Here is a 23,733-nt window from a genome sequence, read left to right on the forward strand (position 1 = left end):
AGTGTCAGCGGCCATCCGGAAGCTTTTCGCGCGGGCATCGGAACACGTCCGGGCCGCGCGCCTCGATGCGCCGGCCCGTTTGCCGAAGCCACGCGGGACCACCACGAGGATGCACAGCGAAGCCTTGAATCGCCCCATGACCGGATCGAACGATGCGAACGTGCTGACGGTGACCGGCATCGGCAAGACCTATGTCGAGCCGGTGCTGTCGGACGTCTCGCTGGAACTCGTCGCGGGCGAAGTGCTCGCGCTCACGGGCGAGAACGGCGCGGGCAAGAGCACGCTGTCGAAGATCGTCGGCGGACTCACGGACCCGACCACGGGCACCATGACCCTCGCGGGCCAGCCGTACGCGCCGAAAAGCCGCAAGGACGCCGAGGCGCTCGGCGTGCGCATGGTGATGCAGGAGCTGAACCTGCTGCCGACCTTGTCGGTGGCGGAGAATCTGTTTTTGAACCGCTTGCCGCGCAAAGGCTTCGGCTGGATCGACCGCAAACGGCTCGCGGAAGACGCGCGCCACGCGATGGCGCAGGTCGGGCTCGACGCGATCGACCCGGACACGCTCGTCGGCGGTCTCGGCATTGGTCATCAGCAGATGGTCGAGATCGCGCGCAACTTGATCGGCGATTGCCGGGTGCTGATCCTCGACGAGCCGACCGCGATGCTCACCGCCCGCGAAGTCGACCTGCTGTTCGAGCAGGTCGAGCGGCTGAAGGCGCGCGGCGTCGCGCTCGTCTACATCTCGCACCGGCTGGAGGAATTGCGGCGCATCGCCGAGCGTGCGGCCGTGCTGCGCGACGGACGCCTCGTGCACGTCGGCCCCATGGACGAGCTCACGAGCGACCGTCTCGTCACGCTGATGGTCGGACGCGAGATCGGCGAGCGCATTGATCTGGGCGAGCGCCGGATCGGCGGCGTCGCGCTCAAAGTGGAGGGCATGACGCGCGCGCCCGTGGTGCGCGACGTGTCGTTCGACGTTCGCGCAGGCGAGATTTTCGGCGTGAGCGGGCTGATCGGCGCGGGCCGGACCGAGCTGATGCGCCTCATCTACGGCGCGGATCGCGCGGACGCGGGCACGGTGTCGATCGCGCGCAACGGCGAGGCGCTGCGGCGCGTGTCGGTGCAATCGCCGTCGGATGCGGTCGATGAAGGCATCGCGCTGATCACGGAGGACCGCAAGGGCGAGGGCCTGTTGTTGAGCCTGCCCGTCGCCGCGAACGTTTCACTGGGCAACCTGGGCGCGGTGGCGCGGCATGGCGTCGTCGACACGCGCCGGGAATCCGCGCTCGCGCAACGCCAGATCGACGCGATGCGCATCCGCACGTCCGGGCCGGCGCAGGCGGTGTCCGAATTGTCCGGCGGGAATCAGCAGAAGGTCGTGATCGGCCGCTGGCTCGCACGCGACTGTGGGGTGCTGCTGTTCGACGAACCGACGCGCGGCATCGACGTCGGCGCGAAGTTCGACATCTACGGGCTGATGGGCGCCCTGGCCCGCGAAGGACGCGCGCTCGTCGTCGTGTCGAGCGACCTGCGCGAGCTGATGCTGATCTGCGACCGGATCGGCGTGATGTCCGCCGGGCGCATGACCGGCGTGTTCGAGCGCGCCGACTGGACGCAGGACGCGCTGCTCGCCGCGGCGTTCTCGGGTTATGCGAAGCGCGAGGCGATCCTGCACGAACCGATCGTGCCCGATGCGAAAGCGCCCGAAGACAACGTGGAGCACTGAATGAGCGAAGCGAACCTGCCCGCCGATGCACCGAAGAGCACGAAAGGCGTCGGCACGCGCCTCGGCATTTCGAATTACCTGGGTCTCGCGGGTGCGCTCGCCGCGATGATCGCGCTGTTTTCGGTGCTGAGCACGCACTTCCTGACGTACGACACGTTCAGCACGATCGCGAACCAGATTCCGGATCTCGTCGTGATGTCGGTCGGCATGACGTTCGTGCTGATCATCGCGAGCATCGATCTGTCGGTCGGCTCGGTGCTCGCACTGGGGGCGTCGGTCGTGAGCGTGGCCGCGCTCAAGTGGCACTGGCCGGCGTTTCCCGCCGCGCTGATCGGCCTCGCGGCCGCCGCGCTGACGGGCACGGTCACGGGCCTCGTGACGGTGGCGTGGCGGATTCCGTCGTTCATCGTGTCGCTCGGCGTGCTTGAAGGCGCGCGCGGGCTCGCGTATCAGATGACGAACTCGCGCACGGCGTATATCGGCGATGCGTTCGATTTCCTTTCGAATCCAATCGCGTTCGGCATCTCGCCCGCGTTTCTGATCGCGGTCGCGGTGATGATAATTGCGCATCTGGTCTTGACCCGGACGGTTTTTGGCCGATATCTCGTAGGGATCGGCACGAACGAGGAAGCGGTGAGGCTCGCGGGCGTCAATCCGCGGCCGTACAAGGTCATCGTTTTCGCGCTGATGGGCGCACTTTCGGGACTGGCGGCGCTGTTTCAGATCTCGCGGCTGGAAGCGGCCGATCCGAACGCGGGCGCCGGGCTGGAACTGCAGGTGATCGCGGCCGTCGTGATCGGCGGAACGAGCCTGATGGGCGGGCGCGGCTCGGTCATCAGCACGTTTTTCGGGGTGTTGATCATCTCCGTGCTGGCGGCGGGGCTGGCGCAGATCGGCGCAAACGAGCCGACCAAGCGCATCATTACCGGCGCGGTGATCGTGGTGGCGGTGGTGCTGGATACATACCGCAGCAGAAGGAAGCGTGTGTAATCGTTTGTCGGACCGAGAGACGGCGACGGTGGCCAAGCGGCATGGGCGCACGAGAGCCGATGCAGCAGGCAATGAAAGCAGGCAGGGCGCGGGGAAAGCAAAGCGGCGCGTGAACAGCATGTTTAGGCGCCGGACGCCTTACGACCAATAAGAGCAGTTGGACCAAAGATAGCGAAGGACGATGTATGGCGACGATCAAAGACGTGGCAGCCATTGCCGGGGTGTCGTTTACGACGGTATCCCACGTAGTGAACAATTCGCGGCCGGTGTCTGCCGACGTGCGGGCGAAAGTCGAGCGGGCGATTCTCGAGCTCGACTATGTGCCGTCGGCGGTCGCGCGCTCGCTGAAGGCGCGCTCGACGGCGACCATCGGCCTGCTCGTGCCGAACGCGACGAATCCGTACTTCGCCGAACTGGCGCGCGGCGTCGAGGACGGCTGCGCGAAGAACGGCTATTGCGTATTCTTCTGCAACTCCGACGACGATCCCGCCAAGCAGCGCAACTATCTGCGCGTGCTACAGGAAAAGCGCATCGACGGGCTGGTGATCGCCTCGGCAGGCGAGGATTCCGTGCTCGCGCAATGCCTCGCGGGCGCGCGTGAGCCGCTCGTGATCGTCGATAGAAATATCGAGGGGCTGCAGTCCGACCTCGTGCAGATCGACCACGAAAAGGGCGCGTATCTCGCGACGCGGCATCTGCTGCAGCTCGGGCATTCGAAGATCGGCTGCATCACGGGGCCGGTCGCGACGGCCGTCTCCGCGATGCGCCTGCACGGCTTCATCCGCGCGATGGCCGAGCGCGGCATCGAGATCGAGCCGAACGCGATTCAGCAGAGCGACTTCTCCGCGACGGGCGGCTACGCGGCAGCGTCGCAACTGCTCGACAACATGAGGCCGACCGCGATCTTCGCGTGCAATGACATGATGGGCATCGGCGCGCTGCGTGCGGCGGCCGAGCGCCACATCAACGTGCCGACGGATTGCTCGATCATCGGTTTCGACGATGTCGAGCTGTCGCGTTACACCTATCCGGCCTTGTCGACGGTGGGACAATCGGTGCGCGCGCTCGGCGAAATGGCCGCGCAGACGCTGATCGACCGCATCACTGGCAAGCTGACCGGCACGACACGCCGGCGCGTGGTCCCGCCGCGCCTCGTGCGCCGCGAATCGACCGCCGTGGTGCCCGAGTCGCGCAGCGCCAAAGCGTAGTGCCGTTCAAAAGGAAACGAGATGGGAGATAGCGCCAAATCGGGCGATGCAAGCAAGACCGGCCGCGTGACCGTGGTCGGCAGCCTCAACATGGATCTCGTCGCGCGCGCGCCGCGTCTGCCGAGGCCGGGCGAAACGCTCGCCGGACATGCGTTCGCCCAGGTGCCGGGCGGCAAGGGCGGCAATCAGGCGGTCGCCGCGGCGCGCCTCGGCGCACGGGTCGCGATGATCGGCTGCGTCGGCAACGATTCGAACGGTGCGACGCTCAAGGGCAGTCTGGAGGCGGAAGGCATCGACTGCACGGCGCTCGCGACGAGTGCTCACGCGCCGACGGGCGTCGCGCTCATCGTCGTCGATGACGCGAGCCAGAACGCGATCGTCATCGTCGCGGGCAGCAACGCCGAAGTGACGCCCGCGCGCATCGAGGCGCAGGAAGCGCTGATCGCGCAAGCCGATGTCATCGTGTGCCAGCTCGAAACGCCGCCCGAGACCGTGCGCGCCGCGCTCGCCGCCGGCCGGCGTCTTCTGTGCACCACGATCCTCAACCCCGCGCCGGCCGCGCGCAAATTGCCGCCGGACTGGTTCCCGCTCGTCGATTATCTGATTCCGAACGAACTGGAAGCCGCGACGCTCTCGGGCGTGGCGATCGACACGCCCGATGACGCGCGCCGCGCCGCGCAGGCGCTCAAGGCGAAGGGCGCGCGCAACGTGATCGTGACGCTCGGCGCGCAAGGCGTGCTCGCGCTGCTCGATGGCGCGGACGATGAAGGCGTCCATCTGCCATCGCCGAAAGTCGAGGCGATCGACACGACCGCCGCCGGCGACACGTTCATCGGCGGCTTCGCGGCCGAACTCGCGCGGGGCGCCGCGCCGCTCGACGCGATCGCGTTCGGTCAGCGGGCGGCGGCGGTGGCGGTGACGCGCGAAGGCGCGCAGCCGTCGATTCCGCACCGCAGCGAAATTTCCGCATAACTTTTCAATGTTCGTTGAAAAAACGGCGCGTCTGACGCGCCGTTTTACTTCATACGAAATAATTCCCTCAAGTGCTCGCGCTTTCGCGCCGTTTACATCGCTAGCGGCCGCGTGATGTCTCGCGCGCACGCTGCCAGGAGACGACGACACCGCTCGCGGGCGACAACAGGGAAAACACAATGAAGAAGGCTTTGACGATCAAGGCGCGCCTCGGCATGTCGATGGCGTTTCTGGGTGCGCTGCTCATTGCGATCGGCGCGCTGGGTCTCACCGGCATGAGCCATTCGAACGGCGCGTTCCAGAATACCTACGCGGTGCAAATGCCGGCGGCGATCGCAGTCGGCAACGCGGAGATGTATGCCGCGCGCGAGCGGCTCGTGTTCGATCGCGCGGCGCTCCTCGCCGGCACGCCGGAGGTGGCCGCCACCGTCGAGCGCGCGCGCATGATGCGCGAACGGGCGGACGGCTACTGGAAGGAATACATGTCGTTGCCGCAAGCGCCGGGCGAAAAGCGTCTCGCCGATGCCGCGCAGGAAAAACGCCTCGCGCTGCAAGGCATCGTCGACAAGGGCGTCGCCGCGGTCATGGCGAACGACCACGACGGCATCATCGCGAACGCGAAGGCGATGCAGGCCATGTACAACGAGCTCGCCAACGCGAATGAGGCGCTGCGCAAGTATCTGACCGAAGCATCGAAGCAGAGCTACGAGGAGACTCAGAGCCGTTTCCTGTGGTTCCGTGCGCTGAGCCTCGGGGCGATCGCGCTCGGCATCGCGGCGGCCGCGTTCGCGTGGGTGTCGCTGCGGCGGGCGATCGCGCGGCCGCTCGAAGCCGCGCTCGCCCATTTCGACGCGATCGCCGCGGGCGACCTGCGCCGCGAGGTCACCGTCACGTCACGCGACGAAATGGGGCAGTTGCTCGAAGGTCTCGCCAGAATGCGTGCGAGCCTGCTCACGACCGTGCGCACCGTGCGCACGGGCAGCGAATCGATCGCGTCCGCGACGCAGCAGATCGCCGCCGGGAACACCGATCTGTCTTCGCGCACCGAGGAACAGGCGTCCGCGCTGCAGGAAACGGCGTCGAGCATGGAGGAGCTGACCGGCACCGTCCGCCAGAACGCCGACAACGCCCGGCAGGCAAGCGCGCTCGCGGCGAATGCGTCGCACATCGCGGGCAAGGGCAGCGCGGTCGTGACGCAGGTCGTCGATACGATGCGCGAGATCGACGGCAGCTCGTCGAAGATCGCGGACATCATCACGATCATCGAGGGCATCGCGTTCCAGACCAACATCCTTGCGCTCAATGCGGCCGTCGAAGCGGCGCGCGCGGGCGAGGAAGGGCGCGGCTTCGCAGTCGTCGCAGGCGAGGTGCGCAGCCTGGCGCAGCGCTCGTCGGCGGCGGCGAAGGAAATCAAGGAACTGATCGACACGTCGGTGGCGCGCGTGCGCACGGGCACGACACTCGTCGATGAAGCCGGCCGCACGATGAACGAGATCATCGGCGCAGTGCAGCGCGTGACCGACATCATGGGCGAGATCGCGGCGGCGTCCGAGGAGCAGTCGAGCGGCATCGAGCAAGTGTCGCGCGCAGTCACGCAGATGGACGAGGTGACGCAGCAGAACGCGGCGCTCGTCGAGGAAGCGGCGGCGGCCGCGCAGTCCCTCGAGGATCAGGCCGCGCGCCTGCGGCAGGCGGTGGCGGTGTTCCAGGTGGCGGACGGCGCGCCGCACGCGACGGCGTCGGTCGCATCCACGCCGGCGGTGAAAATTGCATCGCGTGCAACGATGACGGCGCACACGCGTGCGCTCGTGACGAAGCCGCTCGTGACAGCGCAGGCGAAGCGCGCCGCAATCGTGCCGGTGACGCGCGCCTCGCCGACCGTGGACGCAGGCGGCGACTGGGAGACGTTCTGAGCACGGCATAGGGCGCGTAGCCGCGAACAGGAGATGAATGCGCGCGAATGCACACGCGCGCGACCAACGCCGATCCGGTAACCCGTACACTGAGGGGTGTGCGTCACCGCTCACACGAGGATATCGACATGACCGGATCGACACTCGCCGCGAAGCTCGCGGACGCCCGCCGCCGGCATCGGCTCATCGAAGCGCTGGAGCCCGCCGACATTCCGGCCGACGCGCCCACCGCCTACGCAATCCAGCATGAGATGCTGAGAGAGTCGGATGCGCGCATCGGCGCATGGAAGATCGGCGCGCGCGCCCCCGATGCGCTCGCCACGGGCGCGCCTATCGACGCCGCGCTCGTCCACGTCTCGCCCGCGCGCGTGCCTTTTCAATCATTTTTTCGCGTACTGGTGGAACTCGAAGTCGCGTTCCGCTTCGCCTATGCGCTGCCCGCGCGACATGACCCTTACACGCGCGAGGAAGTATTCGATGCGATAGGCGGCATCGCGGTCGCGCTCGAAGTGGTCGACAGCCGGTTTGCGCAATGGCCCAATCTCGACCCGCTCGCGCAGCTCGCCGACTCACAGAACAATGGCGCGCTCGTGGTGTCGGGCATGGAACCCTACGACGTCGTCGCGCCGGGCTTCGACTTCCTCACGCCGCGCCTGGAATTCACACTGGACGGCGTTTCGATCGCGCCGGAAGCGCTCGGCAATCCGGCGGGCGATCCCCGCGAATTGCTGCCCTGGCTCGTCAACCATTGTTGCCGCATGGGTTTGACCGTCGAACCGTTCTGGACCATCACCACGGGCTCTTATACGGGTGCGTATCGCATCGACGGACCGGGGATGCTGCATGGCTCGATCGATCGCATCGGCGAACTGGAACTCGTGCTCGCGTGAGGCGGGAATATCCCGCATCGGGAACGGTTCTTGATGCTGTCGTATGGGCGTCGATGTCATTCATGTATCGCATCGAATGAGCGCGAGCGCACGTATTCGACATGAAGCGATATAGGCATGCGCGCGAGTGAGGCGCGCCTCGCATTGGCGGACAGAAGCTGTGCTCAAGTAGCGAAGTGCGCGGGGAAGCGAACAGGCAGGGACGATGCGGAGCAACAGGATAGAGACATTGGGATGAGGATTGTAGGTGAACGAAAATAACTCACCAAGCTAGTAATTCTTCGAAGCAAATGAACAACGCAAGTGCGTGAAAAAAAATTCGAAAGGGTTTAGGATGAATTCAAGCGATGTCGTTTCGATTACGCGCGTTGCGCACGACATAGCTTTCTGACTTCGGCGAGGAGGTAGCATGGATATCTACAGCAGTTTCGCGACCCGCTTCGAAAAAACCCGCGAGGAGGAATTCTCGCTCGAAGAGTATCTCGCGCTCTGCAAAGAAGATCCTGCCACATATGCAACAGCGGGCGAACGCATGTTGACGGCCATCGGGGAACCGGAGATGGTCGACACTCGCCTCGACCCGCGTTTATCGCGTGTGTTTGCGAACAAGGTCATCAAGGTGTATCCGGCGTTCCGTGAATTCTACGGAATGGAGGAGGTGATCGAGAACGTCGTGTCGTACTTCCGGCACGCGGCACAGGGTCTCGAAGAGAAGAAGCAGATCCTGTATCTGCTGGGTCCGGTGGGCGGCGGCAAGTCGTCGATCGCCGAACGACTGAAGCAGCTCATGGAGCGCGTTCCGTTCTATTCGCTGAAGGGTTCGCCCGTCAATGAGTCGCCGCTCGGCCTCTTCGATTACGACGAAGACGGTCCCGTCCTCGAAGAGCAGTACGGCATTCCGCGCCGCTATCTGAAGAGCATCCTTTCGCCGTGGGCAGTGAAGCGCCTGCACGAATACAACGGCGACATCCGCAAGTTCCGCGTGGTGCGCCGCTATCCTTCCATCCTTCGCCAGATCGGCATCGCGAAGACCGAGCCCGGTGACGAAAACAATCAGGACATCTCGTCGCTCGTCGGCAAGGTGGATATCCGCAAGCTCGAAACCTATTCGCAGGACGACGCTGACGCATACAGCTATTCCGGTGGCCTGTGCCTCGCCAATCAGGGCTTGCTGGAATTCGTCGAAATGTTCAAGGCGCCGATCAAGGTGCTGCACCCGCTGCTCACCGCGACCCAGGAAGGCAACTTCAAGGGCACGGAAGGCTTCGGCGCGATTCCGTTCGACGGCGTCATCCTCGCGCACTCGAACGAGTCGGAGTGGAAGGCGTTTCGCAACAACAAGAACAATGAAGCACTGCTCGATCGTATCTTCGTCGTGAAGGTGCCGTACTGCCTGCGTTACGGCGAAGAGATCAAGATCTACGAGAAGCTTTTGCGCAACTCATCCCTCGCCGAGGCGGTTTGCGCACCGGGCACGCTCAAGATGATGGCGCAGATGGCCGTGCTCACGCGCCTGCACGAACCGGAAAATTCGAGTCTCTTTTCGAAGATGCAGGTCTATGACGGCGAGAACCTGAAGGACACCGACCCGAAGGCGAAGTCGTATCAGGAGTATCGCGATTACGCGGGTGTCGACGAAGGCATGACGGGCGTGTCCACGCGTTTCGCGTTCAAGATCCTGTCGCGCGTCTTCAACTTCGATTCGAGCGAAGTCGCTGCGAACCCGGTGCATCTGATGTACGTGCTCGAACAGCAGATCGAACGCGAACAGTTCCCGCCGGAGACGGAGCAGAAGTATCTGTCGTTCATCAAGGACGTGCTGGCTTCGCGCTATGCCGAGTTCATCGGCAAGGAAATTCAGACCGCGTATCTGGAGTCGTATTCGGAGTATGGACAAAACATCTTCGACCGCTATGTGACGTACGCCGACTTCTGGATTCAGGATCAGGAGTTCCGCGATCACGACACCGGCGAGAGCTTCGACCGGGCGGCGCTGAATGCCGAGCTGGAGAAAATCGAAAAGCCCGCGGGCATCAGCAACCCGAAGGATTTCCGCAACGAGATCGTGAACTTCGTGTTGCGTGCGCGTGCGGCGAACGGCGGCAAGAATCCCGCGTGGATCAGCTACGAGAAGCTGCGCGTGGTGATCGAAAAGAAGATGTTCTCCAACACCGAAGAACTTCTGCCGGTAATTTCGTTCAATGCGAAAGGTTCGGCCGAGGAGCAACGCAAGCACGAAGACTTCGTCAACCGCATGGTCGCGAAGGGCTACACGCCGAAGCAGGTCCGGCTCCTGTGCGACTGGTATCTGCGCGTGCGCAAGTCGTCGTGATGTAGAGTGGACAGGAATAGGGGAATCGACGGGAGCGGGCGCTGACGCGCCATACTCCGGTCCCGCGCAAGCGATAGTCAGGATGTCCCCTGCGGCCCGGGTGCGTGGATTGCGTCCGGACCGCACAGTGGACGAATTGCGAGACGAAAGACGCTGCGATCAGTCGAAACTGTGCGCAGCGCCTCCCAAGCTCGCCAATAACGCGGGAGACTGGATGTGCTGCACCAAATCATCGACCGCAGGTTAGCCGGCAAGAACAAGAGCATTGCCAACCGCGAACGCTTCCTGCGACGCGTCAAGAGTTACATTCGCCGCGCGGTTTCCGACGCGGTGCGCGATCGCAGTATCAAAGACATTCAAAGCACCCAAAGCATCACCATTCCCAAGAAGGACATCTCCGAGCCCTCGTTCCGTCACGGACCGGGCGGCAAGCGCGAGTATGTCCATCCGGGTAACGCGGATTACATTCGCGGCGACAAGATTCCGCGTCCGCCGGGCGGCGCGGGCGGCGGCGGCAAGAGCGCAAGCAACGAAGGCGAAGGGCAGGATGATTTCGTTTTCGAGCTGTCTCGCGAGGAGTTCATGCAGTACTTCTTCGACGACCTCGAACTGCCGCGCCTCGTCAAGACCCAGCTGCTTGCGGTGCCTACCTGGAAGAACGTGCGCGCGGGCTGGGCGGCGGAAGGCACGCCGAACAACATCGACGTGGTCAGGTCCCTGCGCAGCGCGCTCGGCCGGCGCATCGCGCTCGGCTGGCCGCTCGCGTCGCAGTTGCGCGAAATGGAGCGCCAGCTCGAGCAATTGAAAGACGAGAACGCCGATCCGGAAGAGATCGCGCGTCTTGAAGCGGATATCGTCGTCATGCAGGGCCGGATCACGCGCATTCCGTTCATCGATCCGTTCGATCTGCGCTACATCAACCGCGTGAAGCAGCCGACGCCATCGAGCAAGGCGGTGATGTTCTGCCTGATGGACGTCTCCGGCTCGATGGACGAGCAGCGCAAGGACTTGTCCAAGCGCTTCTTCATCCTCCTGTATCTGTTCCTGCAACGGAACTACGAAAAGATCGAAGTCGTGTTTATCCGGCACCATACGCGCGCCGAGGAAGTGGACGAAGACACGTTCTTCCATTCGACCGAAAGCGGCGGCACTGTGGTGTCGAGCGCGCTCGAGCTCATGAAGAAGATCATGGACGAGCGCTATTCGCCGACTGAATGGAACATTTACGGCGCGCAGGCATCGGACGGCGACAACTGGACGGACGATTCCCCGAAGTGCCGCAGGCTGCTGTCGGAAGACATCCTGCCGAAGGTCCGGTATTTTGCCTATATTCAAGTTGCGCCGGAGGAGCAAAATCTCTGGTTGGAGTATGCTCAGCTTGCGATGGGCGCGCCCGAACTGGCCATGAAGAAAGTCGATTCGGCTGCGGACATCTATCCGGTGTTCCGCGAGCTGTTCGAAAAACAGCAGGCGGCCGCATGACGACACGGCCTTGGCAGAACGAGACGCGTGGGTACCAACTGGAAGGCACGGACGATCGTGCGGCTTCCAGACTGGGGCCTGAGGCAGAGCAACGCAAGGCGTCCGCAGAGGCAGACGAGGCGCACGAGGAAGGCAGAATGAATGTTTCGGAGAAACGGCGACCGCTGCCGTGCCCGTCGGACTGGAGCGTCGAGCTGATCGAGGAGTACGACGCTGAAATTTCGCGCGTCGCGAACGGTTACGGTCTCGACACTTATCCCATTCAGCTGGAAATCATCAGCTCCGAACAGATGATGGATGCGTATGCGTCCGTCGGCATGCCGGTGAACTACCGGCACTGGTCGTTCGGCAAGCATTTTCTCGCGACAGAGAAAGGCTATCGGCGGGGGCAAATGGGCCTCGCGTACGAAATCGTCATCAATTCGAATCCCTGCATCGCATATCTCATGGAAGAGAACACCATGACGATGCAGGCGCTCGTGATCGCTCACGCGGCGTACGGGCACAACTCGTTCTTCAAGGGCAACTACCTCTTCCGGCTCTGGACGGACGCGCACGCGATCATCGACTACCTCGTCTACGCGAAGAATTACATCGCGGAATGCGAGGAGCGATATGGACTGGATCGCGTCGAGGAACTGCTCGACTCGTGCCACGCGCTCATGAACTATGGCGTCGATCGCTACAAGCGGCCGCAAAAGCTATCGCTTGCGAAGGAAGCGGCGATGCGGCGCGAACGCGAAGCGTATCTGCAATCGCAGGTCAACGAGTTGTGGCGCACGCTGCCCAAGGGAAAGGAGCCATCGCCGGAGGAAATCGAAAGCCGCTATCCGCCGGAGCCGCAGGAGAACTTGTTGTACTTCGCGGAGAAAAACGCGCCGTTGCTCGAGCCGTGGGAGCGCGAAGTCATCCGCATCGTGCGCAAGATCGGCCAGTATTTTTATCCGCAGCGGCAGACGCAGGTGATGAACGAAGGCTGGGCGACGTTCTGGCACTACACGCTGCTCAACACGCTCTACAACGAAGGCCGTCTCGAAGACAGCTTCATGATGGAGTTTCTGCACTCGCATTCGAACGTCGTGTATCAACCGCCGGTGACAAAGCCGTATTACAGCGGCATCAATCCGTACGCGCTCGGCTTTTCGATGATGAGCGATATCCGCCGCATCTGCGAAAACCCGACGGACGAAGATCGCGAGTGGTTCCCCGACCTCGCGGGCAGCGACTGGCTGGAGTCCTTGCACTACGCGATGCGCAACTTCAAGGACGAAAGCTTCATCGCGCAATATCTGTCGCCGCATCTGATTCGCGAGATGCGCCTGTTCTCGATTCTCGACGACGACATGCGCGACGCACTCGAAGTGTCGGCGATTCATGACGACAGCGGCTATCGCTATGTTCGTCAGGCGCTGTCGCGGCAATACGATATTCATCATCGCGAGCCGAACATCCAGGTGTATTCGGTGAATACGCGTGGCGATCGCAGTCTGACGCTGCGTCACTTCATGACCGACAACCGCCATCTCTCGAACGACAGCGACGAAGTCCTCAAGCACATGGCGCGCTTGTGGCAGTTCGATGTCTATCTCGAAAGCGTCGATGAGAACGGCACGGTGAGAAAGCGCTTCGAGTGCCGGTATGTGGCGCCGAATACGCGCTGAACTCCACGAGCATCAACCCCGGAAAACCGGCGCTGATCCAGCGCCGGTTTTTCGTTGCGGCTACTGATTGCCCGCCTCGTCCTGCGAAAACAGGTCCCAGCTCGCCATGAACAGCGCCGCCACCAGCGGCCCGATCACGAATCCGTTGATGCCGAAGAGCGCCATCCCGCCAAGGGTCGAGATGAGCACGACCCAATCGGGCATCTTCGTGTCCTTGCCCACGAGAATCGGCCGCAGCACGTTATCCACGAGACCGATCACCACGACACAGAACACGACGAGAATCAGACCCTTGATGATCTGTCCCGTCATGAAGAAATAGAGCGCGGCGGGCACCCAGACGATCGCCGCCCCGACGGCGGGCAACAGCGAAAGGAACCCCATCAGCACGCCCCACAACAGGGAGCCGTTGATGCCGAGTATCCAGAAAATCAGCCCTCCGAGCAGGCCCTGCACAGCCGCGACCGCGATATTGCCCTTCACCGTCGCGCGCACCACCGCCGTGAACTTCGCGATGAGATGCTGCTTGGGCTCCGGATCCAGCGGAATCGCGCGCCGGATGCGTCGGGCGATCTCGCCGCCATCGCGCAGCAGAAAGAACACGAGGTACAGCATCACGCCGAAGCTCACGACGAACTGGAACGTGTTCTGCCCGATCGACAGCGCTTGCGTCGCGGCGAACTGGCTGATTTGCGACGCGCCTTCGATTAGCTTGCGCTGCACGCCGGGGATGTCGTCGAGCCCGAAACGCCCGAGGAGCGCCTGCGCCGATGCCGGCAGCGCGTGCAGGACGTGCTGGAAATACAGGCCGAAATTCAGCTCGCCGCTCTTGATCCGCGCGTAGACGAGGGCGACTTCCTGAACTAGCGTCACCGCGACGACCGCAAGCGGAATGATGACGATCAGGATCGCGGCGGACAGCGTCGTCAGTGCGGCGAGATTGCGGCGCTTGCCGAAGCGCGCGGCGAGATAGCGCTGCATCGGCTGGAACAGGATCGCGAGAATCGCGCCCCAGAAGATTGCGCCGAAAAACGGCAGCAACACCCACGCGAGCGCGAGGGTCACGGCGCACAACAAGATGTGAAAGAAGTTCTGCTGGACGGTGCGGTTATTCATCAGGGAACCATAGGGGCAGGCGGGGAGGGCGAACGGCAAGCGCGCGGCGGCATGCTAACACGAGCCTTCCGAATGGCTTTCGCGCTCAGTTCGCGCTCAGTTCGCGCTCTCGATTCGAGCAAGAAATCGTCCAAGGGTTCGCCATGAATCAGCCATCGTTCGATTGCCGCTGGAGCGCTACCCCGCGCGTCGACTAAAATCCGGCTTCCAATCCTTGCGGATCGCTTTCCTGCCGAACGGCCAGGCAAGCGCGCACGAACGAGCCGATCGTTCGTGCGCGGCCACTCCGCTCTACGTATCGAACAATGAATCCAGGCGTCATCTACGCATTCTCGGCCTTCGTCATCTGGGGCCTTTTCCCGATCTACTTCAAGGCCCTGCATTCGATCGGCGCGGTCGAGATGCTCGCGCATCGCATGGCGTGGTCGATGGTCTTCCTGCTGATCGTCATGACCGTGCGCCGTCAATGGAAGTGGCTCGGCCCGGTTCTGCGCGACAGGCGCCTGCTTGCGCGTTTCGCCGCGAGCGCCGTACTGCTGTCGGCGAACTGGGGCATCTATATCTGGGCGGTGAACGACGGGCGCATCGTCGAGGCGAGCCTCGGCTACTTCATCAATCCGCTCGTCAACGTCGTGTTCGGGATGGCGTTCCTGCACGAGCGGCTGCGGCCGGTGCAATGGATCGCGGTGACGATCGCCGCGCTCGGGGTGCTGTGGCTGACCTGGGTGAACGGCGCACCGCCGTGGATCAGCCTTGCGCTTGCGCTGACGTTCGGCGGCTACGGACTTTTGCGCAAGACCGCGTCGCTCGGCGCGCTCGAAGGTCTCACGCTCGAAACGATGCTGCTGTGTCCCGTCGCGCTGCTTTATCTCTTCTTTCTGACTTCGCACGGCGGCAGCGGCTTCGCGCACGCGTCGCCCGGTGTGAAGCTGCTGCTCGCGGCGGCCGGGCCCGTGACCGCGGTGCCGCTCCTGCTTTTTGCGGCGGGGGCGCGGCGCATTCCGCTATCGATGCTCGGGCTCATCCAGTACATCACGCCGACGCTGCAATTGCTGATCGGCGTTGTGATCTATCAGGAATTCTTCGGGCACGATCAGTTGATCGGCTATGGCGCGATCTGGGCCGCGCTCGCGATTTACTCGCTCGAAGGCGTGTATCGCGCACGCGCGGCCCGCGTCTGAAACGAGATCAGCGCAATGCGTCGCCGAAACGATATTCGACCGTCGCCTCGTCGAGCTTCGCCTTGATGTCCGGATCGATCGGCTGATCGACGGCCGCGAGCGTCTCGTCGAGTTGTTCGGGCCGGCTCGCGCCGATGATCGCCGAGCTCACCGCCGGATTGGCCAGGACCCACGCGAGCGCTGTGCCCGCGAGCGAGCGCCCGGTCGGCGCGACGATCTTGTTGATCTGCTCGATCGTATGAAACTCGCGCTCGTGCCAGTAACGCTGGGTGTACATCGCGCCCGCCTTGCCGACCGCGCCGGTGAAGCGGCCTTCGCTCGGGCCGGCATCGAAGCTATGCTTGCCCGTCAGCAAACCGCCCGCGAGCGGGTTGTACGGAATCACGGCGAGACCTTCCTCAGTCGCGAGCGGCAGCAGTTCGCGCTCGATCTGGCGGAACAGCAGGTTGTAACGCGGCTGCACGGAAACGAAGCGCGCGGCGCGCAATACGTCCGAGCGGCCGAGCGCACGCGCGAGCCGGTACGCCAGAAAATTCGACACGCCGATATACCGCGCCTTGCCTTGCCGCACGATGGTGTCGAGCGCTTCGAGCATCTCGTCGAGCGGCGTGTCGTGATCGTCGTTATGAAGCTGGTACAGGTCGACATAATCCGTGTCGAGCCGCTTGAGCGACGCGTCGATCGCATCGAGCAGATGCTTGCGCGATGCACCCTTGTGCCACGCGAGCGGCCCCATTTCATGCACGGCCTTGGTCGCGAGAATGTAATTATCGCGGCGGCCCTTGAGCCAGCGGCCGACGATCTCCTCGGTCCGGCCCGCGATATCATGTCCGCTGCCGAGCGGATAGACGTTCGCCGTATCGATGAAATTGACGCCCGCGTCCGCCGCGCGGTCCATGATGCTGCGCGACACGTCTTCCTCGGTCTGCAGGCCGAACGTCATCGTGCCGAGCGTGAGACGCGAAACGGTGAGACCGGTATTGCCGAATTTGCGGTATTGCACGGTTGCGCTCCAGAAGAAACGATTTCGATGGGACCGTCAGAATAGCCGCAACTGTCAGGACGTGCCGGCGCGCACGGGCGCGGCGCTCTGCGGCGCGGAATCGAGGTAACGGAACACGAGGCCCGACAGCAGCGTCACCACGCCCATGCAGACGAAGCTCAGCCTGAAGCCGGCCGCGGTCGAGAACGGCCCCTGGAACACCTGCACGAGCGAGCCGCCGATGGAAACGCCCAGGCCGATCGCGAGCATCTGCACCATCGAAAAGAGGCTGTTGCCGCTGCCGGCATCCTTGATCGAGAGGCCTTTGAGCGTGACGCTGTTCATCGCCGCGAACTGCATCGAGTTGCACGCGCCGAACACGACGAGGATCGCGATCTCGACGACGAGCGGCAAGGTCGGCGAGAACAGCGCGAACGCGACGATCGACGCGCCCACGAGCGCCGTGTTCACGAGCAGGAACGTGTCGTAGCCGTAGCGCTTCACGAGTTGCGCGATCCAGCGCTTGCTGAGCGTCCCGGCGATGGCGATCGGCAGCATCATCAGGCCCGAATGCAGCGGGCTGTAGCCGAGTTCGAGCTGCATGAGAAGCGGCAGCAGGAAAGGCACCGCGCTCGAACCGATGCGGCACAGCAGATTGCCGATCAGTCCGACGCTGAAATTCGGCTCCTGAAAGAGCGCGAGATGAAAGAGCGGATTGCGCTTGTGCCGCGCGTAGGGCACATACGCGAACGCCGACACCGCCGCGAGCGCGAAGAGCGCCGCGGACACCGCGCCGCGATGCGTCTCTACGGGGCTGTCGAGCGCGAGTGAGAACGACACCATGCACATCGACAGCAAGCCGCAGCCGATGAAGTCGAAGGGCGGCGCATCGTGCAGCGTGTCGTTCGGCAGAAAGCGCTGCACCGCGTAGAGGCCGACCGCGCCGATCGGCACGTTGATCAGGAAGATCCAGTGCCAGGAAAACGACTCGACGAACCAGCCGCCGAGCGTGGGGCCGAGAATCGGGCCGACCTGGCCGGCGACGGAGATCATCGCGAGTGCGGAGACGTAGGCTTCGCCGGAGACGGCGCGCAGCACGGCGAGACGTCCGATCGGCAGCAGCATCGAGCCGCCGATGCCTTGCAGCACGCGCGCAAGCACGAGCTGGTTCAACGAATGCGCGCCTGCGCAGGCGAGCGAGCCGATCACGAAGAGCGAGATCGAGACGAGATAGACCCGGCGCGTGCCGAAGCGGTCCGCGAGCCAGCCGGAAGCAGGCGTGAAGAGCGCCATCGTGAGCGTGTAGGCGACGACGATCGACTGCATGGCGAGCGGCGCGGCATGGAGGCTGCGCGCGATGGAAGGCAGCGCCGTGTTCACGATGGTCGTGTCGAGCGCCTGCATGAAAAAGCCCACGGCGACGATCCAAAGGAGCGCCGTGTGCGAAGAACTCTTGGTCATGTGGGAAGCGGGTGGTGGTCGCCGCGCGACGAAGAAAGCGCTTAGAAACAAGCCCGTCGCGCAATATGTGAAATGTTAATGACTTACCGAGTCATCGGGAAGACCGCTAACCGCATTGACTGTCATCGTTAATGCCGATCACAATGACGCATGCTCAATCCACTCTGGCTGAACACGTTCGCGACCGTGGCCGCGTCGCACAGTTTCACCGATGCGGGGCGGCAGCTCGGCCTTCGACAGTCCAGCGTCTCGGAGCATATCCGGCGCCTGGAGGAGAGCGTCGGCCGGCGCCTGTTCGTGCGCGACACGCATTCGCTCGCACTCACCGCCGACGGCGAAGCGATGCTCGTCCACGCCCGCGTGATTCTCGAAGCGATGGCGCACGCGCAGTCGCAATTCAGTTCGCCGCGACTGCGCGGACGCGTTCGGCTCGGCTCATCGGACGATATCGCGCTCGGGCCGCTGCCGAGCGTGCTCGCGGCGTTTCGCGACACGCATCCGGACGTCGAGCTGGAAATCACGATCGGCATGACCGGGCGGCTCTATCAGATGGTTGACGCCGGCGAGCTCGATCTCGCGGTCGGCAAGCGGCGCATCGGCGATGCACGCGGCATGCGGCTTTTCTCCGGACGGCTCGAATGGCTCGCGAAGCCGGGCACCATCGTCGATACGAGTGGTCCGCTGCCGCTCATCCTCGTCTCGGAACCGAGTGTCACGCGGGGCGTCGTACTCGGTTCGCTCGCGATGAGCGGCGCGAGCTGGCAAATGGTGTGCACGAGCAGCAGTCACGCGGGCTGCATTGCCGCGGCGCGCGGCGGCCTCGGCTTGACCGTGCGCTCGCATTTTCTCGCGGCCCGGGGATTGGCCGCGCCCGTCAATCGCGCGGATCTGCCCGAATTGCCCGAAGTGGAGTTCATCGCGTTCGGCGCGAAACATCTGAGCCGTCCGGCCGAAACGTTGCTGCAGCTTCTCGAAAACAGCGACCTTCGCGGCGAGTGGGACGGCGAATGAAATCGAAAGGAGCCCGCGAGGGCAGGGAGGCCGGTTGTGCCGCTGCAACGACCGGCAGACCCGAATGGCTATCGCCAATTCGTTCTTATATATTGTGCGGCGTTTGAAGTAGCCACTTCCAAGACGTGTTTCGCTCCTTCCGCCTATTTTCGTCCGACGTAAGCATCCGTGCGCTCTTCGCGGTAATCGCGCTCGCCGCGTGTTCGAACGCCCACGCGGCCTCGTACGTGACGAAGCATTGCGACGACCTCGAAGGCAAGAACGTGCCCGCGTCGATCATCGGACTGCCGACGCGCGGCGCGACGATCGTTTCCGCGTGGGTCGTCAAGGCGGCCGCGCCCGGCAACCGCAACGGCGAATACTGCCGCATCACCGGCTTCATCAAGGCGCTGCAGGACTCGACGCCCGATATCCGCTTCGAAGTCAATCTGCCGAGCCGCTGGAACGGCCGCGCGCTGCAGATGGGCGGCGGCGGGTACAACGGCACGATCGTCTCCGGCACCGAACCGATGCCGTTCGCGCCCGACTCGACGCCGCTCGCGCGCGGCTATGCGACCTTCGGTTCGGATTCGGGCCACGTCGGCAACGCGGGGCGCGCCGACTTCGCGGGCAACGACGAAGCCATCGTCAATTTCGGCTTCGGTCATCTCAAGAAAACGCGCGACGTCGCGCTCGCGCTGATCCAGATGGGCTACGGGCGGACGCCCGACAAGACCTACTTCGCGGGCGGCTCGACGGGCGGGCGCGAAGGGTTCACCGTGATCGAGCGCTTTCCGAATGACTACGACGGCGTGATCGCCAACGCGCCCGCGATCAACTTCTCCGGCGTGCGGCTCATGGGCGTGAAAGTGGGCCAGGCGTCGTATGCGAAGCCGGGAGGCTTCGTCGGCGTCGCGCAGCAGCGGCGCGTGTTCGAGACCGTCGTGCACGAGTGCGACCGGCTCGACGGCGCGGCGGACGGCATCGTCGGCAACGTGGAGGCGTGCAGGAAGCTGGAACCGCAGATCATCGCGTCGCTGCGTTGCGCGAACGGGCAGCGTCCTTCCTTGCGCGACAGTTGCCTGTCCGACGCGCAGATCGACACGCTCGATACGCTGCGCGACGGCGTCACGCTGCCGTATCCGCTCGCGTACGGCGTCGATACCTATCCGGGCTACAACGTGTTTCAGGGCGTCGACTTCTCCGGGACGCTCGGACTCGGCGACTCGCCGACGCTTCTGACTCCGCCGACTTTCGCCGCGAACGGCTATCTCTTCGCGCAGGGCGACGCTTATATCCGCCACTTCGTCACGCGCGATCTCGACTTCGGCGCCCTCACATTCGACCTCGACAATCCCGGCCGCTTCAGGCAGCGCCTCGTGACGCTCGCGTACACCGTCGGCGCAATGAACCCGGATTTCTCCGCGTTCATTGCGCACGGCGGCAAGCTCATCGCGATGCACGGCCTCGCCGACGAAGTCATCAGCCCGAATCAGACGATCGCGTTCTATCGCGGGCTCATCGATCGCTACGGGAAGGACACTGTCGATTCGTTCATGCGGCTCTACATGGTGCCGGGATTTCAGCACGGCAACGGCGTGTTCATTCCCGCGTGGGACGAACTCGGCGCGCTCGACGAATGGGTGAGCAACGGCGTCGCGCCGGAAACGCTCCTCGGCAGCGATATCGCGCCCGCCACCAACGGACGCACGCGACCGATCTGCCGTTATCCGGGCTATCCGCGTTATCTCGGCAAGGGCAGTATCAACCTCGCGGCGAACTTTCGCTGCATGGAGCCCTGAGCAACTGCATCGTCAGCGCGCCTTCGCAGGATGGTCCGCGATGCGTGGCCAGAACTTGGCAAGCCAGCGCGACACGAACCCGCGCGTAGCGACTCGATACGACGTGAGCGACACCTCGATCGCCTGATCGCTCTCCGATGTGAGCCATACGCGCTCGCCTTGCGACAGGCGCACGACATCGCCGGGCTTCATCCAGTAGTCGTACGGATCGCGATGACGCGTGAGCCAGAGCGAACACGCCGACGCGCCGCCGATGCGCAATTCGGCATCGCGCGTAAGCCGCCACGACACCATCTGATGCGGATGCACGTCGACGTAGACCACGACGCGCGCGCCCGATGCGCTCAGGCGGCCCGACGCCACGCCGTGACCGACGCCATGACGCGCGAAAACCTGCGATACCTCTTCCATCTCTGCTCTCCATGATGTGAGCCGAAGACGGAACCTTGCACGCAAAAACAAGAAGGCCCCGTCTTGCGGCGGGGCCTTCGGAATTCGTTTGCTTGCCTGTCTCGCTAGCGCACACGCTGTCCCGATGACCCGCCACGGATGGCGTTCATACGGTTTTTAATCGCGGCGATGGAGAGAGTGAGGATTGCGTGCATGTGTCGCAGTATCGTGTGGCGCGATGACGCTTGTCAATATCGAGATAGACGCGCGATGCACATGCGCGGCCCGGCAACACCTTGCCGGCGCGCGCGTGACGGTTTAACTTGGACGCCATCCAAACCTTTCGGAGTTCGTCGTGGCTTATCTGTTACTCGTGGTGGAACCGGTCGAACAGCGCGGCCGTCGCACGCAGGAAGAGGGGCGCGAGGCGTATCGCCAGATGGCGGAATTCGCCGATGCGCTGAAGGCGCGCGGCGTGCTGCGCGCGGTGGAATCACTGACGTCGCTGAAGGATGCGGCGCGCGTCACGAACGCCAATGGCGATGCCCGCATCATCGATGGACCGTTCGCCGAAGCCAAGGAAATGATCGGCGGCTTTTTTCTGATCGATTGCGAAACGCATGCGCAGGCCGTGGCGATTGCAGCCGAATGTCCGGCGGCGACGTGGTGCACCATCGAAGTCCGCAAGGTCGGGCCTTGCTATTTGTGACGTTCGTGTCGATTTTTGCGCGCGCGGATCGTCGTGCATATAACGGCTGCGATGCCGCGTAACGATCCAATCCGGAGACCGCACATCATGCACAAACAAATCTTCGTGAACCTGCCGGTCCGCGACCTCAAGCGCTCGATGACCTTCTTCAAGGCACTGGGCCTGAGTTTCGACCCGGCATTTACGAACGATGACGCCGCGTGCCTCGTCATCGGCGAAAACATCTTCGCGATGCTGCTCGTGGAACGCTTCTTCCAGACGTTCACGGAAAAGCCGATCGCCGACGCCCACGCGAGCACCGAAACGCTCGTGTGCCTGTCGTGCGAGAGCAGGGCGCAAGTCGACGAACTGGTCGCGAAGGCCGTCGCCGCGGGCGGACGCGCGCCGCGCGAGCCGCAGGATCACGGCTTCATGTACGGCCACGGCTTCGAAGATCCGGACGGTCATATCTGGGAACTCGTTCACATGAATCCGGAAGCGGCGTGAGCGGGCGCGCGAAGGAGCTGGGCGCCGCGGACGATGCGGCCCGGCGCGCCATCGACGCGGTGTGGCGCATCGAGTCCGCGAAGGTGATTGCGAGCGTGGCGCGCGTCGTGCGCGATGTCGCGCTCGCCGAGGAACTGGCGCAGGACGCGTTCGTCGCCGCGCTGGAGCACTGGAGCCAACCGGGCGTGGGCGTGCCCGAAAAGCCGGGAGCGTGGCTCATGACGACAGCGAAGAACAAGGCGCTCGACCGTCTGCGACAGCACGCGCTGCACGCGCGCAAGCACGAGGAATACGGGCGCGATCTCGACGCGCAGGAAGCGCACATCACGCCGGATTTCGTCGATTCGCTCGACGCCGCGCGCGAGAACGATATCGGCGACGATCTGCTGCGACTCATTTTCACGGCATGCCATCCGGTGTTATCCGTCGATGCGCGCGCCGCGCTGACGCTGCGCCTGATCGGCGGACTCACGACCGATGAGATCGCGCGCGCGTTTCTCGTGCCGGAGCCGACGATCGCGCAGCGCATCGTGCGGGCAAAGCGCACGCTATCGGCGGCACGCGTGCCGTTCGAGGTGCCGAAGGCCGACGCGCGCGGCGCGCGGCTCGGCTCGGTGCTCGAAGTCATCTATCTGATTTTCAACGAAGGCTATTCGGCGACCGCCGGCGACGACTGGATGCGTCCGGGCCTGTGTGAAGACGCGCTCAGGCTCGGACGCATCCTGGCCGAATTGGCGCCCGACGAGAGCGAGGTCCACGGGCTCGTCGCGCTGATGGAGATTCAGGCGTCGAGAACGAAGGCGCGCGTCGACCGTGAAGGCCGGCCGGTGCTCCTGCCGGATCAGGACCGCAGCCGCTGGGATCCGCTTTTGATCCGGCGCGGGCTCGCGGCGCTGGAACGCTCCGAAGCGCTCGGCGGTGCGCGCGGCGTGTACGCGCTGCAGGCGGCGCTCGCGGCGTGCCATGCGCGCGCGCCGACCGCCGCCGACACCGACTGGCCGATGATCGTCGCGCTCTACGACGCGCTCATGCAGACCGCGCCGACGCCGGTGGTGGAACTGAATCGCGCGGTCGCGGTGAGCATGGCGTATGGGCCGGACGCGGCACTTCCGATAGTCGATGCGCTTTCCGGGACGGCCGCGCTCCGAAGCTATCACTGGCTGCCGAGCGTGCGCGCCGATTTGCTGGCGAGGCTCGGGCGCAAGGACGAGGCTCGCGCGGAATTCGAGCGTGCTGCGGCGCTCACGAAGAATGTGCGGGAGCGGGAGTTCTTGTTGGGACGGGCTGGGGAGATGGGGTGATGGGTTCGACTTCAGCTAGTCGCATTGGTGATTTAACATAAGACAAATTAGCGTATTTTGGCTTTGTTGCGGCTTTATCCTAATGTCGTGTTCTGGCTATTTACAGATGTCGGGTTTTTAACCGGTGGCAAGCTGGCGACT

Annotated in this window: 19 protein-coding genes; 15 read left to right on the forward strand and 4 right to left on the reverse strand. The window is 64.0% G+C overall.

The window, feature by feature from the left end:
- Window positions 1-136: 136 nt before the first annotated feature.
- The 9 genes from NCR38_RS06650 (at window position 137) to NCR38_RS06690 (ending at window position 13,174) form a co-directional block, all read left to right on the forward strand.
- Window positions 137-1,726 carry a sugar ABC transporter ATP-binding protein gene (locus NCR38_RS06650; RefSeq protein ID WP_250476635.1) on the forward strand — a complete coding sequence of 530 codons (1,590 nt, stop codon included), beginning with the start codon at window positions 137-139 and terminating at the stop codon, window positions 1,724-1,726.
- Window positions 1,727-2,716 carry an ABC transporter permease gene (locus tag NCR38_RS06655; RefSeq protein WP_061117337.1) on the forward strand — a complete coding sequence of 330 codons (990 nt, stop codon included), beginning with the start codon at window positions 1,727-1,729 and terminating at the stop codon, window positions 2,714-2,716.
- Between the two features lie 185 nt (window positions 2,717-2,901).
- Window positions 2,902-3,924 (forward strand): LacI family DNA-binding transcriptional regulator, encoded by a 1,023-nt coding sequence (locus tag NCR38_RS06660; RefSeq protein ID WP_061117336.1) that lies wholly within the window; start codon window positions 2,902-2,904, stop codon window positions 3,922-3,924.
- A 21-nt stretch (window positions 3,925-3,945) separates the two neighbouring features.
- A complete protein-coding gene (gene rbsK / locus NCR38_RS06665; protein ID WP_250476636.1) occupies window positions 3,946-4,896 on the forward strand; it encodes a ribokinase in 951 nt (316 codons plus the stop codon).
- 179 nt (window positions 4,897-5,075) lie between these two features.
- Window positions 5,076-6,809 (forward strand): methyl-accepting chemotaxis protein, encoded by a 1,734-nt coding sequence (locus NCR38_RS06670; RefSeq protein WP_250476637.1) that lies wholly within the window; start codon window positions 5,076-5,078, stop codon window positions 6,807-6,809.
- A gap of 128 nt (window positions 6,810-6,937) precedes the next feature.
- The gene (locus NCR38_RS06675; RefSeq protein ID WP_250476638.1) at window positions 6,938-7,699 is read left to right on the forward strand and encodes a hydratase; all 762 of its coding nucleotides are present in this window, start codon (window positions 6,938-6,940) and stop codon (window positions 7,697-7,699) included.
- Window positions 7,700-8,108: 409 nt separating this feature from the next.
- On the forward strand, window positions 8,109-10,031 hold the full coding sequence (locus NCR38_RS06680) for a PrkA family serine protein kinase (RefSeq protein ID WP_008349646.1): 1,923 nt from the start codon (window positions 8,109-8,111) through the stop codon (window positions 10,029-10,031).
- 216 nt (window positions 10,032-10,247) lie between these two features.
- Entirely contained in the window at window positions 10,248-11,513 is a 1,266-nt protein-coding gene (locus tag NCR38_RS06685; RefSeq protein WP_061117332.1) for a YeaH/YhbH family protein, read from the forward strand.
- Complete coding sequence (locus NCR38_RS06690) at window positions 11,510-13,174, forward strand: SpoVR family protein (RefSeq protein ID WP_061117331.1); 1,665 nt, start codon at window positions 11,510-11,512, stop codon at window positions 13,172-13,174. The genes NCR38_RS06685 and NCR38_RS06690 overlap by 4 nt, the downstream gene beginning before the upstream one ends.
- Window positions 13,175-13,234: 60 nt before the next feature.
- Here the strand turns inward: NCR38_RS06690 and NCR38_RS06695 are convergent, their stop codons facing one another.
- Complete coding sequence (locus NCR38_RS06695; RefSeq protein ID WP_061117330.1) at window positions 13,235-14,290, reverse strand: AI-2E family transporter; 1,056 nt, start codon at window positions 14,288-14,290, stop codon at window positions 13,235-13,237.
- 305 nt (window positions 14,291-14,595) lie between these two features.
- On the opposite strand from NCR38_RS06695, the gene rarD reads away from it, so the two are divergent.
- Complete coding sequence (gene rarD / locus NCR38_RS06700) at window positions 14,596-15,471, forward strand: EamA family transporter RarD (protein WP_061117329.1); 876 nt, start codon at window positions 14,596-14,598, stop codon at window positions 15,469-15,471.
- A gap of 7 nt (window positions 15,472-15,478) precedes the next feature.
- On the opposite strand, the gene NCR38_RS06705 is transcribed toward rarD, so the two are convergent.
- Window positions 15,479-16,474 carry an aldo/keto reductase gene (locus tag NCR38_RS06705; RefSeq protein WP_250476639.1) on the reverse strand — a complete coding sequence of 332 codons (996 nt, stop codon included), beginning with the start codon at window positions 16,472-16,474 and terminating at the stop codon, window positions 15,479-15,481.
- A gap of 54 nt (window positions 16,475-16,528) precedes the next feature.
- Complete coding sequence (locus NCR38_RS06710; RefSeq protein ID WP_284503667.1) at window positions 16,529-17,965, reverse strand: DHA2 family efflux MFS transporter permease subunit; 1,437 nt, start codon at window positions 17,963-17,965, stop codon at window positions 16,529-16,531.
- A 99-nt stretch (window positions 17,966-18,064) separates the two neighbouring features.
- On the opposite strand from NCR38_RS06710, the gene NCR38_RS06715 reads away from it, so the two are divergent.
- Window positions 18,065-18,925 (forward strand): LysR family transcriptional regulator, encoded by an 861-nt coding sequence (locus NCR38_RS06715; RefSeq protein WP_250476641.1) that lies wholly within the window; start codon window positions 18,065-18,067, stop codon window positions 18,923-18,925.
- A 125-nt stretch (window positions 18,926-19,050) separates the two neighbouring features.
- On the forward strand, window positions 19,051-20,706 hold the full coding sequence (locus NCR38_RS06720) for a tannase/feruloyl esterase family alpha/beta hydrolase (RefSeq protein ID WP_409219261.1): 1,656 nt from the start codon (window positions 19,051-19,053) through the stop codon (window positions 20,704-20,706).
- 12 nt (window positions 20,707-20,718) lie between these two features.
- On the opposite strand, the gene NCR38_RS06725 is transcribed toward NCR38_RS06720, so the two are convergent.
- Window positions 20,719-21,117: a DUF2917 domain-containing protein gene (locus NCR38_RS06725; RefSeq protein WP_061117324.1), complete on the reverse strand. Its 399-nt coding sequence runs from the start codon at window positions 21,115-21,117 to the stop codon at window positions 20,719-20,721.
- 334 nt (window positions 21,118-21,451) lie between these two features.
- Between NCR38_RS06725 and NCR38_RS06730 the strand changes: the two genes are divergently transcribed.
- The 3 genes from NCR38_RS06730 to NCR38_RS06740 all read left to right on the forward strand — a co-directional run bounded on the left by NCR38_RS06730 (window position 21,452) and on the right by NCR38_RS06740 (window position 23,592).
- Window positions 21,452-21,805 (forward strand): YciI family protein, encoded by a 354-nt coding sequence (locus tag NCR38_RS06730; protein WP_250476643.1) that lies wholly within the window; start codon window positions 21,452-21,454, stop codon window positions 21,803-21,805.
- An 87-nt stretch (window positions 21,806-21,892) separates the two neighbouring features.
- A complete protein-coding gene (locus NCR38_RS06735; RefSeq protein WP_061117322.1) occupies window positions 21,893-22,291 on the forward strand; it encodes a VOC family protein in 399 nt (132 codons plus the stop codon).
- Window positions 22,288-23,592, forward strand: coding sequence for an RNA polymerase sigma factor (locus NCR38_RS06740; protein ID WP_250476644.1), 1,305 nt, complete (start codon window positions 22,288-22,290; stop codon window positions 23,590-23,592). The genes NCR38_RS06735 and NCR38_RS06740 overlap by 4 nt, the downstream gene beginning before the upstream one ends.
- Window positions 23,593-23,733: the final 141 nt, after the last annotated feature.

Origin of the sequence: Caballeronia sp. INML1 (assembly GCF_023631085.1) — a bacterium.
In the GTDB taxonomy this organism is placed as follows: Bacteria; Pseudomonadota; Gammaproteobacteria; order Burkholderiales; family Burkholderiaceae; genus Caballeronia; species Caballeronia turbans.

What these genes read in the sequence shown, in the direction of transcription:
- rbsK (WP_250476636.1), top strand. Translation starts at nt 3,946, where the DNA reads ATGGGAGATAGCGCCAAATCGGGCGATGCAAGCAAGACCGGCCGCGTG.
- NCR38_RS06675 (WP_250476638.1), top strand. Translation starts at nt 6,938, where the DNA reads ATGACCGGATCGACACTCGCCGCGAAGCTCGCGGACGCCCGCCGCCGG.
- rarD (WP_061117329.1), top strand. Translation starts at nt 14,596, where the DNA reads ATGAATCCAGGCGTCATCTACGCATTCTCGGCCTTCGTCATCTGGGGC.
- NCR38_RS06735 (WP_061117322.1), top strand. Translation starts at nt 21,893, where the DNA reads ATGCACAAACAAATCTTCGTGAACCTGCCGGTCCGCGACCTCAAGCGC.
- NCR38_RS06695 (WP_061117330.1), bottom strand. Translation starts at nt 14,290, where the DNA reads ATGAATAACCGCACCGTCCAGCAGAACTTCTTTCACATCTTGTTGTGC.
- NCR38_RS06690 (WP_061117331.1), top strand. Translation starts at nt 11,510, where the DNA reads ATGACGACACGGCCTTGGCAGAACGAGACGCGTGGGTACCAACTGGAA.
- NCR38_RS06725 (WP_061117324.1), bottom strand. Translation starts at nt 21,117, where the DNA reads ATGGAAGAGGTATCGCAGGTTTTCGCGCGTCATGGCGTCGGTCACGGC.
- NCR38_RS06655 (WP_061117337.1), top strand. Translation starts at nt 1,727, where the DNA reads ATGAGCGAAGCGAACCTGCCCGCCGATGCACCGAAGAGCACGAAAGGC.
- NCR38_RS06680 (WP_008349646.1), top strand. Translation starts at nt 8,109, where the DNA reads ATGGATATCTACAGCAGTTTCGCGACCCGCTTCGAAAAAACCCGCGAG.
- NCR38_RS06670 (WP_250476637.1), top strand. Translation starts at nt 5,076, where the DNA reads ATGAAGAAGGCTTTGACGATCAAGGCGCGCCTCGGCATGTCGATGGCG.
- NCR38_RS06715 (WP_250476641.1), top strand. Translation starts at nt 18,065, where the DNA reads ATGCTCAATCCACTCTGGCTGAACACGTTCGCGACCGTGGCCGCGTCG.
- NCR38_RS06660 (WP_061117336.1), top strand. Translation starts at nt 2,902, where the DNA reads ATGGCGACGATCAAAGACGTGGCAGCCATTGCCGGGGTGTCGTTTACG.
- NCR38_RS06650 (WP_250476635.1), top strand. Translation starts at nt 137, where the DNA reads ATGACCGGATCGAACGATGCGAACGTGCTGACGGTGACCGGCATCGGC.